This is a genomic window from Bacillus cereus group sp. MYBK5-2 (assembly GCF_051915685.1).
Taxonomy (GTDB): Bacteria; Bacillota; Bacilli; order Bacillales; family Bacillaceae_G; genus Bacillus_A; species Bacillus_A cereus.
Genome location: NZ_JBQAFE010000019.1, coordinates 21,866 through 36,144, shown reverse-complemented (window position 1 = coordinate 36,144; position 14,279 = coordinate 21,866). Strand labels below are relative to the sequence as shown.

The following is a 14,279-nucleotide window of genomic DNA, read 5'->3' as shown; positions in this document are numbered from 1 at the left end:
ACATATAAAGTTCACGTATATACAAAAAAACGACAAAACAAAAGAGCACAGCGTGTATAAGTAGTGTTGGTAGCACTCTTATACCGTTCACCTGATTGAGCCAGGTAAACACTTGCCATACTCTCATGAGTCATTGTACATCATGCAGGGTCTCTTAAGCAACGTTTACTTAATTGGTGACGTTGCTTTTTTGTTTCCATAAAGGGAGACATATAATATGGAAAAGAGATGCATAGATGTAATAGCAAGCGAAGAAGCATTTCGTAACCTATCACCATTTATAGAATTGGAAGAACTAAACAAAACTATACGTACATACAGAGATAATATCCGTATGTCTATTAAGCGTACGGATGTACAATCTAAACTCATTACATTACTTGAAATTTTAAAACGCCACAGCTGTAAATATGTAGGTGTTAGTTTCCTATGCAAAAATTCAATTGCTGACATAATGGAAGTTTCATATAAAACTGTACAACGTTTAATGAAGAAACTTGTGGATCTAGAGATGATTAAACAAGTAGCAATGAAACGTAAAAAAGATATGCTGCAAACTTCTAATGCTATTATCATTCAACCAATTGTGGAAGAAGTGTCCGACAAGGTAGATACAAAAAGCCCTACAAAGTGTCCTACCATTAAAACAAAACCTGTTTCCTTAAAACAAAATATAAAAGATATAAACAAACGTAATAGTAATGAGCATAGCAATACTCCAGAAGAGAATATTGAACAAGCTAATTTCGTTGCTCACTGGGTACCAGAACGTTTTGTTTCTTTAGTTAGCTCTTTTTACAGTGAATCTAAAACAATTCAAGAACTGTGGAAGGTCGTAAGGCAGTGCAATAAAGTTACAAACTTCTCTACAGGTAATAAAGCATTTACTAAAGACCAGGAACTTACTATTGGCTTAAAAGCTATCAAAGAGTTTGTTATGAAAATTAAATCCGGAGTAAAAATGAAGAAAGGTAAATTCGCTTATTTCAACGGAATTGTAAATAAATTAATGGACAAGTTCTATTTCGATAAAGAATTTATGGGGAACTTACACATATAAAATTCTAAACATAACCTTTATCCCAATCTCTTCCTTAAAATACATTTATTTATCTGCTATACTAAATTCTAGAATATATATTAGGAGGAAGAAATATTGGTAAAGAAATCACTATTTTTTTTAATGTCGATATCCCTTACGGTGATATTAATTTCAGCATGTAGTACTGCTGATAGTACTGCTGGTAGTACTGCTGATGGGAAAATTTCTAAAGAAGAATTTAAAAAGATTAAAAAAGGAATGAGTATGAAAGAGGTCGAGAAAATTGTAGGCGGAAAAGGAGAAGAAAACGTTAATCAATACAATCCATCACTTGTTGAGTATAAATATCCTGCATTGGATGGTGCAACAAAAGATGGATATGTTTACATACTGTTTAATGACAGCAAAGTAGATACTATTTTAGACTTTGGATTGCTCAAAAATAAAGAACAGCTTGAGCAAGAACTCGCTGCCGCAAAAGAAAATGTTAAAACAGTTGACTGGGGAAATAAAATTAAAGAAGTAGCATCCAGTGATAAATCTACAACTGAAAAGTTTGATGAAGTAAGTAAATATGCTCACGATTACAAACCATCTAGCGATGAAGTTAAACAGTTTGGTAATGACATCATTAAAGAATATAAAGATAAAAATTATATTAAAGATATCTCTAATCATGAGTACATGTTAACGAATATTTTCAAATCACAAGTTGTTGATAACAACGCATCAGAAAAGCCATTAAAAGATTTCGCTTTCGACTTCTGGCAAAACTCTAAATACAACTACCGTGGTGTTGAAAATGCAACAAGTAGTGCAACACAAGCAAATGAACGTCAAATGGATAAAGCTTTAGGGAAAATGAACAAATAGTAGAGGTAGGGTTTTCCATGAGTTATGACACAATTGCATCATTACAACGTATGTAGCAATTAGAACAAGCTCAAGCTTCATCTGGTAAACGTTTAGAGGGTGTTGTAAAAATCATATAAGGACGAAATCACTATCTACTGTATATTCAGCTATTTTTTCGGATTCATAATGATTTTAATTTTGTAACACCCCCCCAACTAGTATATATAGTACTGCACTATTAACAGTTGAACTTAGATTCTGTAAAATAAGATTTGCATTTCATATTCCACCTAAATTACGATTTAAAATAAAATTTATTCTTACATGGATTTTACGATATAATCTACCATGATTTACTAAAATAAAAATAATAAAAAAAGGGGATGTACTAACTTTGGGAAAAATGTTGAATTTCTTTTCTTTTATATGCACTTTATTATGTTTATTACTCTTTTTATTATGTGCTTTTTCCCCTTTACATAAAATACTCGAAAATTTAACGAGAGTAAATCCATTCACTATACTTTTTTATCTAGTATTTACAACTCTACTTATTAGTATAATTGGTTTAACCGGAATTAATAATCGTACTTCAGCTATAAGAAGCCTCTTTACTTTAGCAATTAATGTAGTATTGATAGGAGTTGTGCTCTTTATAATCCTGATTGGAAACTTATTTGAGTAGAATGTCGAAATATTTACTTGATACAAAATAAAAAAACTAGTAAAATACTAGTTTTTTTATTTTGTAATTTAGATAGGAGAAGGTACAAAATTTGGATTAACATGTATAGCTCTATATAAAAACGTAGAGAATTGATCACGTGTAACCAAACCACCAGGATTAAAATTCCTATCACCAACACCATTTGCTATACCATTACTGTATAAAGCTTTTACATATTCATTAGCCCAATGACCTTTCATATCATTAAACTCATAATTCGCCTTCACCTTAAGATTAAAAGCTCTAACTATAATTGTAGCTGCTTCTGCCCTTGTAGCTACACCCTTTGGGTTGAATGTATGCTCAGAATTAACTGAAAATACCCCTTTTTTTGTTAATGCTAAAATTTGTTTTTTAAACATACTGTCATTAATATCGTTAAAAGGATTCTCATTACTATCTTCAGGTTTTAGATAATTATATAAAAATCCAGCTAATTGTTCTCTTGTAATATTATCTCCTGCACCAAAATATCCATCACCATATCCTAAAGCAATTTTATGATGATACATATACATTATTTCTTTATGCGCCCAATGAGTTGCTGGAACATCTTCAAATATTTTAGGTGCAACAGTTGCATATGAATAAATAAAGTTAGATTCTCTACCGAAATCTATATACATGTCCTCTGGGGTAGTATCCCATGTATCATGAATAATCAAACTTCTAAAATTCTCATTAAATTCTGGACTATAAAAGTCCTCATAACCTACCCCCGTTACACTATGGTCTTCATAAGTAGGGTGTTTGGAAGTATTAATAATCATTGGCCTTCCCTGATCTATTTCATTTTTAATATCTTGGAATGAATTTCCATCATGAAGTTTAATTTCCGCTTTATATCCTCTATCATTAAAATATTTTGTTAATCCTGGAGCTATCTTAGACGTATAAGTTGAACCATAATCAGGTTGAGAATAATCAACCTTAGTCCCATAATATTTAGCAATTTCTTCTATAGTATCCCATGGATAAATACTTGGCATGATATTTTCGTATCCCTTTAGATACCAATACCCCAATATGTTAGTAGTGGCTGTTGGAGTACAACCTCTATACCATACGTAATCTGGAACATTAGCCAGTTTTTTTCTATTAACATTTGAAGCCAAAAGTGTTCTAGGCTTCATTGAACTATTATTGTTTTCCTGTTGTTCAATCGTTGTGTTTTCTTCAATTTTAATTGGTTTAAAGATTTTTTTCTCCTGTTTTGGATCTGGCCCCAGAGTTACAATCTTCCCATTTTCTTTTTTGAAGTATTTTAATGGGCCGTTATAAATAGCATTTCCTTCTTCTACATTCTCAAAAGGGTTTGTACCTTGTCTTGTAGACTCTAAAATATGTGATGCATTCTTATTACTATTTACAATAATATACCCTACATCCTGATTAGCTTTTCGAACCTGAAATACATAAGCTGAAACTTTTCCTTCTACGTTATATAGGGTTTTGCCGTTACTATAACTCGCATCTCTCCAATCCGGATGAGTATGTTTACTAACAGTTTTTACATATTTTCCTGCTGTAGATCCTGCCTCTTCCTTAGTAATTAATTGTTCCGTATTTTCTTCGGCATTTGAAACAGTCGGTATAACAGTAAATAAACTGAATAAGAGCATAAAGCTAAATACAACAAATGATAACAACTTTCTCATTAAGCCTTCTTCCTTTCTAATATGTAATAAAATGACGCCACATATATATAATACATATTTTTTCATATTTGTATATAAAGAACTTGTAAATAATAGTTATAATATGTTATAAATATCCATGAACTTATCAATAGGAGGACTATTTTATGAGAAAAAAAGGATTATTAATTACTAGTTTAGCTGCAACTATGCTTCTATCATTTAATTCAGCTACGTTTGCTGAGGTTGGGAATCAAAATTCAGATAACGGCTCAATTATTGTAAAGAACAAGCCTTCGGATTATACCAATATTACTTCGAGCTTCTCCTATACAATGAAAAGAAATGCACTTGAAATGGCATACGCTGCTCAAGAAGATAGAAATCTTGGTTCTTATCCGGCTGGTGTAGGTTTATCATTTGTACAACATGTTAAAACAGGTGGACCTTGGGACTATAAGCTTCAATTTCGTGGGTACTATAACTTTAACGGTAATAGATTAGCACCTGAAGACATTGGTAATATGCATTATGGCTACGTTGGAAGAGCTGCTGGATTTACAAGAAGTTTATTATCTACTGCAGCAGGTGCATACCAAATTTATTCCGGAACCTCTCACCTTGGTTGGGCAGATTCTTATTATGACGACCCTAACGATCAAGCTTGGATTTCATATGGAATGAACTTATGGGACAATAAATCATTAGCAAAAAGCTTTGCAAGATCTACAACACCAAATACAGATGCACTCTATCAAGAAGCCGTTAGAACATTAACACCTGAAGAAAAGAATAGAATCAAAGAAGAAATGAAAGAATATTCTAAACAAGTTAAATCACAACAAAATTAAAAGCATTTATAAACTATTATTAAATTTATAAAAGATAGAAGAAGGCCACTTTTATAGGTAACCTTCTTCTATTTCCCTTTATCTTACATACACATAGACCTTATTTGCTGTAATATAAAACACATTACCTCTACTATTCTTCACTTTATATTGCTGCGAGCCATTTACAGATACTTTATCAATGATTGTAAATCCTAATCCTTTATCCACAGTTCCTGCTACATCCCTATCTAACCAGGAAGGTTTTGAATAGAATCGTAAGTCATTCACTTTAGAAACTACACGTTTACCTTCCACAGATGACGCTTCTTCTTTATAGCGAATGTATGATGAATCATTATATACCCACTGATTCCCTCCAAGATTCAACCAGTTTCCTACTTTACCCCAGACTTTATATGATTCACCTTTTTGTAATTTACGAATAACACTATTTGTTGTGGATGGACCAGAACGAAGGTTTACATTGTATCCATCAATATACGCTACTCCCACTTCATTAATAACACCAGGTACTTCATTTGGTTGCTGTGGTTTCGCTTCAACTGAAATAGAATCTCCATTATATGCTTTTAATACATCAGCACGAAATTTTGATTCCGATACACCATGACTGCGAAGATAGTCAATCGGATCTTCGTGATCTGTGCCACCAAGCTTATACGTAATGTCTTTATGCGTCCACAATCCAATGGATGGATGGATATTTCTATCTTTTAAAATTTTAGCAAGTAACTTTACATATCTTTCATATGATTTTTTAAATTTAATAGAGTCACTAGTTTCAGAGAGCTCTACATGAACAAATCGTTTATTGGCTGCCGGACCTGCTCCCCATGCTTGATACTTAGTAGAAGCAATTTGAATTGTTTCATCCCAATCTGTTGCATAATGTACAAATGCAGAATGCCATGTTCTTGCTTCATAGTTTCGGATATTAATAGCAGGCGCTTCAGGAGTTGCTGTAGAATGTGCTACTACACCTTCATACGCTCCATATCCGTTGCGATATTCGACTTTAGGTAACCCTGGAATAATCATTTCTCGATCAGCAAAGACACTACCTGTTGAAGTAAATGCAATGATAGCTGCAGTAGAAATTGAGGCTAATAATTTAATAGATTTTTTCATTTGTCGTCACCATTCCCCATAATTTTTTGTTTAATGTCTGATACATCCTTTGCAAGTGAACCAAATGCTTTTGCTTGTTCTTCAATGACTGCCTGGTTTTTTTCGATTACTTTTTGGTACTGTTCTTCACGCTGTTCATTCTTTTTTTGCGTAGTAAAAAGCATCCACACAAATAACGCTGCGAATGCTCCTTGTTGAATCATTGAATTGAAAATCTGTTCCTCCACTGTTCTCATCTCCTTTTTAGCAAAATAAAAAAGCCTGCTTATGCACGCTTGATTTCTGATATTTAAATTAAAAAGCTCATTGCAATATGAACAGTACTTCCGTTTGGAACACCATTCACGAAAACCCCGCCATCAGGTTTTATTGTCACTTCACAAGCTGCGGGTGTATATCCATATGCCAGCGCTGGAAAAGCAATGTGCTGTACGGGTCTAAATCCAACTGGTAGTGTAGCGAATACTGCCTCATTTTGAGGATTTCGAACTGAACCAATTACACTAATGTTTTCACCACTTCTCTTGTATTTCATATCTCTGTTAGCAACATTCTCTACCCCAGTTGTAGGAAGTTTAATCCATCCAGTATCTGTTGCCTGTTTAATTGTTCCATCAGTTCGAATTTCTACTCTCTTAGACCAATCCCAAGTATCTCCTTGTTCTTCTGTTGAAGGTGCAATAATAAGGGCCCCTTGTGCTCCCTTGTGAAGAACTGTTTTAAACGAGCGGCTACCTAATACAATTGCATTATCGATCTTAAATTCAAGTATTCCATTTATGATGTCGCCAGCTTTCTTAACAAGGTTTGTGTCCGCTTGCAGGTTAAATAAATTACTGGCAGGATCATAGTTAAATATCCCCTTGTTTGCTGCATCAGACCATGCATACCACCTATCCAAATTGTCTACTCCTGTAGTTACCGTTGAAGATGAACCGCCTTTTGTTAAAAATCGTAATAGCTTACCGTGGACAAATCTAAGGTCACCTATCATGGTGTCTCCGCTTTTCTTAACAACATCCATAGCATTTAATTTCTTCTGCAACTCGTCTATCGTTTTCTTAAGAACCTCAAAATCAGAAATATAATTTTCTATTTTAATGTTTCCTTCTTTCACATCACGTCTTAATGCAATTCGAATGTCTGGTGTACTCATTCGTTCTGTATCTTTTTCCATCACAAAATAAGCTGTCCAATCATCCGATGTAGAAACAGCTTGAGATGTAAACGAATATGAAAACACACCATTCTTTGCATCAACTATTTGAGCATCATCTCGAATGAATACTCCTGTATGATTTGTCGCTTCATATTTAACCACGTATCCTGTTAAATCCACCTTCTCCCCTTTTTCTCTTACGTACACCGTAAGCTTCAATCCATTCTTGTCATTCTGCCGAGAACGAATTGTTTTTGTAAACACGGGATCTGCTAAATCTATCATAATTTCCTCATTTCGCATGACTACACCTCTTTCTAGCTACTCCTTTTTACGTGTCTGGGCGGTCTTCTCTGACGTTTTACTCTGTTCCTATTCTTTATGTTTCCTTTAGGTTTTAACGGCTCTAATTCTTCCAATTTGGCGTCCGTTTTCATTACATACTCTTGAAATGCGCTCGTCAATTGTGAAAGCATTCCATATAGGCCTACACCATTTTCTTCTGCCTCTTTTGGAATAACTAAACCATAATGTGTAGGAATTGCATCTGTAGTAATTATTGGCTCTCCTTCTTTACGATTCATACGCATCTCATACAGTTTCGGAATATCGGTTTTCAAATTGTACTGTTTAATTTCCCATTCCATTACCTTTTCAAGTGCGCTGAATGCAATAGGACGTATATTGGTTTTATACGTTTCTTTTGAAGAAACTTTGAAGTCTGAAGCAATTATTCCTTGATAATATGACCCAAGAGCCGTTTTGACTTGTATATAACCATTTTCGTAACTTGAATTTCGTATCATCGCATTTGGAAGTATGATATCTGTATCCCCTCCGGATGAAATCCCAATACTTGCAATCCAATTGTCATTCCGATAAAAGCGGAACTGATCTTTGACTTTAAACCTCATATCACTTTGAGAATCTAAGACAATCATTTTGTCAGCATTAAGCATTGCATTCCCCGTCTGCGAAAAGTATAAAGAAGCTGCATTTAAGTACCCATTGCCATCGAGTCCTTTTGTAATTCCTATTCCACCAGACTTAATACTTGTATCTGAGAATTGGTATACCATAATAGAACCATTTGCTCCTGTGGAATCGGAATCCCCACCTAAAATAAAAGTTGGCTGTATTTCATTTCTACTATTTTTATAATATCCAATAAAGGCTCGAACTTTCGAAGACTCATACAGACGAATGAATTGTTTAGAGATATTTACGAAATTAGCTGAATTGGAAGTCTTTAAAGTTGATCCTGTTATTTCCCCGCCTTGTACAAGATTCCCACTTAGTATCCCAGCTGTAATAAAATCAGCAACAATTCTTCCATCACTTGTAATGGCAGTTCCGTATGGTCCATTCACACCTGTGGAAGAATACCCTAATCCATTCAAATTCCATTGCCAAACCTTTTTAGCACTCTTTTCATCTTTCGTATCCATAATTAAAATACGATCTGGATAAATACGGACATGTCCTCCGAATCCTGAATTAATAAGACTTGTAGCATTTGCTTTTGCTGCATCCAAAATAGAGCTTGGCATATTGGATAACTCTTCTTGTACCAGGTCAACCCTACCAGAAACGTCCGTAAAGGATTCTTTGAAGTTACCAATGGTTATATCTAGATACTCTTTTTTTATTGGATTATACTTATAAGCAATTACCTTCGCTTTTATATCAATGCCATCTTCTTGATGTTCAACCGTAACAGTATCTGCCATATAAACACTTTGTAAATGCTTATAATCCTTATACTCTTCCGTTTGTGATAACTCCTGGAACTTAACGTTATAATTTGCTTTAGGCTGATCAACCTTTTGAATAGCAAACATATCCTTAGCTGCTTGACGTAATAATCTATATGCTTCTTCTAACGGAACTGCATCTTCATCATCAGCATTTTCACCAATAGCTGCTTTAATATGTTTAAATTCAACCACTTTGATTTTAGGATGAGGATACTTATTTATAAGTGGGCTATCCACATACTTTTCAGGAAGAAATAACCCATCAAAACCTTGTGGCATGATTCTAGTTATGGGACTTTTCCAATCCACATTACCTTCATATCCTAATAAATCTTTCTTATGGCGAATCACTACTCCACGATCCATACCACGATTTTGTAGCATCTTCACATCAAAATTATCTCGTTTTAATTCGCCGCCCCAACGATTAACAAATGAATTATCTTGACTAGAATCCAATAATGCTTCCACAGGATTTTTACGGACAATACGTGCACTAGCTATCTTTGGTACATCTGAATAAAACTGAAAAGGATGCTTGTATTGGCATCCTGCTGACATACGATTCATAGCTCCATTACCATTTGTTGTTTCAGCAAAAATGTCTTCAATTAGATTTTCTGTTAAGTCATAAAAAATGTGATAACATTGCGCTGTAATCTCACCCATGCTGACTTTAGGTGCTGCCACTCGAAATAGTTGTTCACCATCAGGAGTTGGAACTTTAATGATGCTCATTCCCTCTATTTCCAGACCACGTGGTGCAAACAATGGATAACTAAATGAAAATAAAAATAAACCATTGAGTTCTTCCTCAACAGTTGCGTTATAAATATTTTTATCTAAAGCTCCTATACCATTGTGTGTAAAATCAGTCTCATTTGGTTTATATAAAGTAATCATTTATATCTCCACCTAGGTCGAATTTCCATGAATTGAATTGCTCCTGACCACTCTATTGTATTTTCTCCTACGTTGAATATAGGGAACTGCCCAACCATTTTATTATTCATTGCTATGGTATCTGTATATGCTTCAAGTACTTCTGAGTCTATGACAACAGAACCATTCACATCTTTTATTTGAAAAGAGACATCATTGATCGTTATACGGAAAGTACCATTTCCCACAATCCAAAACTTAGGATCAGATTCAATTGCACCTGGATTATAAATTACACCAGGTTTGGTGAGCTTTAGATTTACATCCTCTGTATATTCAAAGGGATCTAGCGTGAAATCTACCTCAAATTCACCATGCTCCTCAATTTCAGTTATGATGTCTCCCATTTCAACATGCTTAATCTTCCGATACACATCGTCATCTGTGAAAAAGAGTGTTTTCCCTTGTAATAACCAAGGTTTTGCACGTCTTATGAAAGGTTTAATATTTTCCCTTTCCAACATATTAAATTTCACCTTAAAAGGGACATTTTCATATGCCCCTTTCTTTGTAAGTGAACCATGTCGTCCTGGTATTTCTATATGTTCTACCTTTTGTTTTGCAGTTGGAATCACTGGACGACCTACTAAACCTAATCCGTAACTACTTGCTAATTCATTATCGATTCCTATATCCAACAATTAAGTCGTCCTCCCTATTCCTATTTTTGAATTACGCCCTTTTTGAGCCAGTGCATCATCTATTTTTCCGACCATACGGTCGATATCACGATCATCCCTCACTGAAGGATTATAAATATTAATTACAGTTGGTTCAGTAGACATCGTTGCTGCAATTCCTTCACCAATTGCACCTAATGTCTTTTTATTCAACGGTAACACACCTTCTGGTCCTGCCTCTCCTGCACCTTGTAGGTTTCCACCATTCATTCCAAAGATAGTTGGCCGAGTAAAAATACCACCTTTTGCACGCCATTGCACATCGATACCAGACGGGAAAGTAATGTCTTTACCCAAAATATTTTTCGTACTAGTTTGCAGGCTAAAGTGTGGCATTTTTGGCATTTCCGGTTTCGGAATCTTTAATTTCAAATCACTGAAAAACCCTTTGATTTTATCAATGAATCCCTTCACTTTATCCACCGCATCTTTTATCGGGTCAATGATAAATCTCTTTGCCGCATCAAATTTTTCTTGTGCTGCATTCTTTACAGAATCAAATTTTTCCCGTGCCGTATTGTACATATCATTGAACTTCTCTTTTGCAGAATTATAAGCTGAAATCACTGGATCAATAATATATTTATAAACTAGATTCCATGCCGTAAGTGTATAAGATTGGATTTTCGCCCAATTACCTAGTATCCAATTCGCTAAATCATTCAATTTTTCTTTCGTTGCATTCCACAATTCTTGAACAGGCTGAATGACATATTGTTTTACTAAATCCCACGCTACAAAAGTATACGATTTAACTGTTTCCCATTGTGAATTTAACCAAGAAACAAGCGCACCGATCTGTTCTTTAACCCAATCCCATGCTTCTTGAACAGGTTGAGTAATATATTGTTTAAATAAGCCCCAAGCAACTTGTGCAGCAGCCTTTATAAGTTCCCACTGCGTACTAAGCCATGTGACTAATTCACCAATTTGCGCACTTATCCAATCATACGCTTCCTGGATCGGCTGTATAATATATTGAGATATTGCCGCCCATGCAATTTGTGCCCCTGCTTGAATGAGTAGCCAACCTGCTTCTAAAACTGTGGAAACTGCTGAAATAATCGGATCTAAAACTGTGAGTATTGTATCCCATGTTTCTTGCCAAGCTGTCTTTAATTGATCCCAAATAGAAGTTGCCGTTTCAACAATACCCGTCCACAATCCACTGAAAAATTCACCTAAAGGAGACAATATACTATCTGCTAATTCAATGAATGAAGACCACGATTCTGAAAAATAATCAGTAATACCTGTCCAAATTTCAGATGCCATATCAGAAATTCCAGTCCATAGGTCAGTAAAAAATTGACCGACAGGTTCAAAGAACTCATTAGCCATATTTAAAAAATCTGACCAGGCTCCAGAAAAGAAATCAACTGTGGATGACCAAGCATCTTCACAAGTTTGAACTATGCTATCCCACAATTCACCAAACCAATCTTTAAATTCAGACCACTTTTCAGAAAGCCAATCCGTTATGGCACCCCAGTTTTTTATTAACATGATAATACCAGTTATCACTAAAGAAACTGCTGCAACGGTAGCTATCACAGGTAAAAACGCCAGATTCAACGCACCAAATGAAACAGCGAGAGCTGCTACAATTGGAGTTAGAATAATAAACGCTGTACCTAATGCACCCATCACGATTAAAAGTGTTTGATCAGCTTCAGACAACTTACTAAACCAATCCATTACAGCTTTAACTCCATCAACAATTGGAGGTAAAATATCTTTAGCTAATTCTGCAAATTTCTTTCCAAGTGGCTCTAACGCAGCCTGCGTTTCTCTTAATGCTTTTTGAAATTGCTGTCCCAAAGATTCTTCCTGAAGTTTTTTCATTTCATCCATACGTCCAGTTACATCACCAAGGCCACCGTTTACATCAGTAAGTCCTAATACAGCTTTCGCTCCCATGTCTTCCCAACGAGTGGCGAACAATCCAACACCAATTTGATTTTGTTTGACTTTGTCGTCCATGCTTCCCAAATCACCTATTACAGCTTTGAACACGTCAGCGGCTGTTGCTTTACCATCGTTAAAAGCTTTCCAAACCCCTTGTGTTTCCTCAGAAAGCCCTGCAAAAGCATCTGCAGTTCCTTTTGAACCGTCTTGTACTTTCTTTCCAAATTCCGCGACTGTGTCATTGATATAATCCAAATTATAGGCGCCGTCACGCGTCCCGTTTGCTAAAATCGTAAACATTTCTTGAGCACTAAAACCACCTTGTTTAAATAAAGGCGCGTATTCAGAGAGGTTATCAAATAACTCGTCTGAATAATTCAGACCTTCTTGAGCACCAGCAGCAAGTAAGTCAAAGGTTTCCTGTGTAGATAAACCAAATTGACTCATCAACTGCCCTGCACCACGAGTCGCTTCGTTTAAATCAACATCGTAAACTTTAGCTAATGTTAAAACGTTTTCCGATGCACCTTGTAATTCTTCATGTGGAACATCGCGCATATTTTGATAGACCTTTATAAGCGCATTGTCTACCTCTTTAAGATTTTCACCAAAGCCTTTTTTCCAAGTATCAACAGCAATCTTTTGAAGATTTTCGGCACCTTTCCCAGTCAATCCTAATGACGCCTGAATTTTCCTCTGTGATCCATCAAACTCTATTGCTGTATTTACAATTGATTTTCCCATTTCAATTAACTTTTCAGATATTCCTTGTAGAACTTCAGCGGCTTCCATTAAATTGTTCATATCAAGTTTCTTATTGATTTCAGCCATACCATCAGCAGCTTGTGAACCACTTCGCCCGACACTCTGTAAAGAGTTTTCGAATTGCTTTAATGTCGTTTTTGCTTGGTTTAATTTAGTCTCAAGTTGCTGCACTTCAGTAGAGTTCTCACCATACACACGCTTTGCGGTACTTAATTGTTGTTCTAAATTGTGGACGACCCTATCAGTCATTTCCATTTGCTGACGTAGTTGTTTCTGTGCTAATTCCAACTTATCAGCTTCACTAGCGTTTGCTCCTAATTCAGCATTCTGAAGTTTAAAAGAGCTTGTTAGTTTCTTTTGTTCTGCTTCAAGTTTCTTAGAATTCTCTTGTAAATCCAGTAAAGTTCCACGCGCTTCCCTGGCTTCGATTGCTTGCTCGGAAAGACCTTCATTCACTCTTTTCATTGCATTATCAAGAGAAGTTTCAGCACGTTCTGCATCAAGCAACTTCCCGTACATTTTATTGAGTTGTTCGGCGGTTGTACTTGTGTCCTTGGACATAGCTTGATATTCAGCACGTAACATAGCTGTACGTTTCTTGGCTGCTTCCATTTGAATTTCAAGCTTCTTCTTTTCAGCAAGAAGTTTATCAGTCATCGTCGCATCTTGGCCCATTGCTGCAATATGATTTTTATATTCTTTTGCTGCATTATTCATAACCATATTGATTTGTTTCAATGTATTTGCATACTGAACCTGACCATCCATTTTAAAATTAAGGACGACGTTCCTTTCTTTACTATTCCCTGGCATTTTCTCACCTCA

General features: G+C 35.3%; 10 protein-coding genes. 3 read left to right on the top strand and 7 right to left on the bottom strand.

The window, feature by feature from the left end; all coding sequences use genetic code 11:
• Positions 1-217: 217 nt before the first annotated feature.
• Positions 218-1,060 carry a helix-turn-helix domain-containing protein gene (locus ACTFP3_RS29265; protein ID WP_440012018.1) on the top strand — a complete coding sequence of 281 codons (843 nt, stop codon included), beginning with the start codon at positions 218-220 and terminating at the stop codon, positions 1,058-1,060.
• A 123-nt stretch (positions 1,061-1,183) separates the two neighbouring features.
• Positions 1,184-1,915 carry a hypothetical protein gene (locus tag ACTFP3_RS29260; RefSeq protein WP_440012020.1) on the top strand — a complete coding sequence of 244 codons (732 nt, stop codon included), beginning with the start codon at positions 1,184-1,186 and terminating at the stop codon, positions 1,913-1,915.
• A 735-nt stretch (positions 1,916-2,650) separates the two neighbouring features.
• On the opposite strand, the gene ACTFP3_RS29255 is transcribed toward ACTFP3_RS29260, so the two are convergent.
• Positions 2,651-4,282 (bottom strand): S-layer homology domain-containing protein, encoded by a 1,632-nt coding sequence (locus ACTFP3_RS29255; protein WP_440012016.1) that lies wholly within the window; start codon positions 4,280-4,282, stop codon positions 2,651-2,653.
• A 146-nt stretch (positions 4,283-4,428) separates the two neighbouring features.
• Between ACTFP3_RS29255 and ACTFP3_RS29250 the strand changes: the two genes are divergently transcribed.
• Positions 4,429-5,112, top strand: a complete 684-nt coding sequence (locus tag ACTFP3_RS29250) for a polymorphic toxin type 44 domain-containing protein (RefSeq protein ID WP_097995243.1) — start codon at positions 4,429-4,431, stop codon at positions 5,110-5,112.
• Positions 5,113-5,190: 78 nt separating this feature from the next.
• Here the strand turns inward: ACTFP3_RS29250 and ACTFP3_RS29245 are convergent, their stop codons facing one another.
• The 6 genes from ACTFP3_RS29245 to ACTFP3_RS29220 form a co-directional block, all read right to left on the bottom strand.
• Positions 5,191-6,243 (bottom strand): N-acetylmuramoyl-L-alanine amidase, encoded by a 1,053-nt coding sequence (locus ACTFP3_RS29245; RefSeq protein ID WP_440012013.1) that lies wholly within the window; start codon positions 6,241-6,243, stop codon positions 5,191-5,193.
• Complete coding sequence (locus ACTFP3_RS29240; RefSeq protein WP_000392439.1) at positions 6,240-6,470, bottom strand: BhlA/UviB family holin-like peptide; 231 nt, start codon at positions 6,468-6,470, stop codon at positions 6,240-6,242. The genes ACTFP3_RS29245 and ACTFP3_RS29240 overlap by 4 nt, the downstream gene beginning before the upstream one ends.
• Positions 6,471-6,532: 62 nt before the next feature.
• Positions 6,533-7,705 (bottom strand): BppU family phage baseplate upper protein, encoded by a 1,173-nt coding sequence (locus ACTFP3_RS29235; protein ID WP_440012011.1) that lies wholly within the window; start codon positions 7,703-7,705, stop codon positions 6,533-6,535.
• A 14-nt stretch (positions 7,706-7,719) separates the two neighbouring features.
• Positions 7,720-10,062 (bottom strand): phage tail spike protein, encoded by a 2,343-nt coding sequence (locus tag ACTFP3_RS29230; protein ID WP_440012010.1) that lies wholly within the window; start codon positions 10,060-10,062, stop codon positions 7,720-7,722.
• Positions 10,059-10,742 carry a phage tail protein gene (locus ACTFP3_RS29225; protein ID WP_440012008.1) on the bottom strand — a complete coding sequence of 228 codons (684 nt, stop codon included), beginning with the start codon at positions 10,740-10,742 and terminating at the stop codon, positions 10,059-10,061. The genes ACTFP3_RS29230 and ACTFP3_RS29225 overlap by 4 nt, the downstream gene beginning before the upstream one ends.
• Positions 10,743-14,267, bottom strand: a complete 3,525-nt coding sequence (locus ACTFP3_RS29220; RefSeq protein ID WP_440012007.1) for a phage tail tape measure protein — start codon at positions 14,265-14,267, stop codon at positions 10,743-10,745.
• Between the last annotated feature and the right edge of the window lie 12 nt (positions 14,268-14,279).

Coding starts and splice junctions, on each gene's coding strand:
- ACTFP3_RS29265 (WP_440012018.1), top strand. CDS start 218: ATGGAAAAGAGATGCATAGATGTAATAGCAAGCGAAGAAGCATTTCGT.
- ACTFP3_RS29260 (WP_440012020.1), top strand. CDS start 1,184: ATGTCGATATCCCTTACGGTGATATTAATTTCAGCATGTAGTACTGCT.
- ACTFP3_RS29255 (WP_440012016.1), bottom strand. CDS start 4,282: ATGAGAAAGTTGTTATCATTTGTTGTATTTAGCTTTATGCTCTTATTC.
- ACTFP3_RS29250 (WP_097995243.1), top strand. CDS start 4,429: ATGAGAAAAAAAGGATTATTAATTACTAGTTTAGCTGCAACTATGCTT.
- ACTFP3_RS29245 (WP_440012013.1), bottom strand. CDS start 6,243: ATGAAAAAATCTATTAAATTATTAGCCTCAATTTCTACTGCAGCTATC.
- ACTFP3_RS29235 (WP_440012011.1), bottom strand. CDS start 7,705: ATGCGAAATGAGGAAATTATGATAGATTTAGCAGATCCCGTGTTTACA.
- ACTFP3_RS29230 (WP_440012010.1), bottom strand. CDS start 10,062: ATGATTACTTTATATAAACCAAATGAGACTGATTTTACACACAATGGT.
- ACTFP3_RS29220 (WP_440012007.1), bottom strand. CDS start 14,267: ATGCCAGGGAATAGTAAAGAAAGGAACGTCGTCCTTAATTTTAAAATG.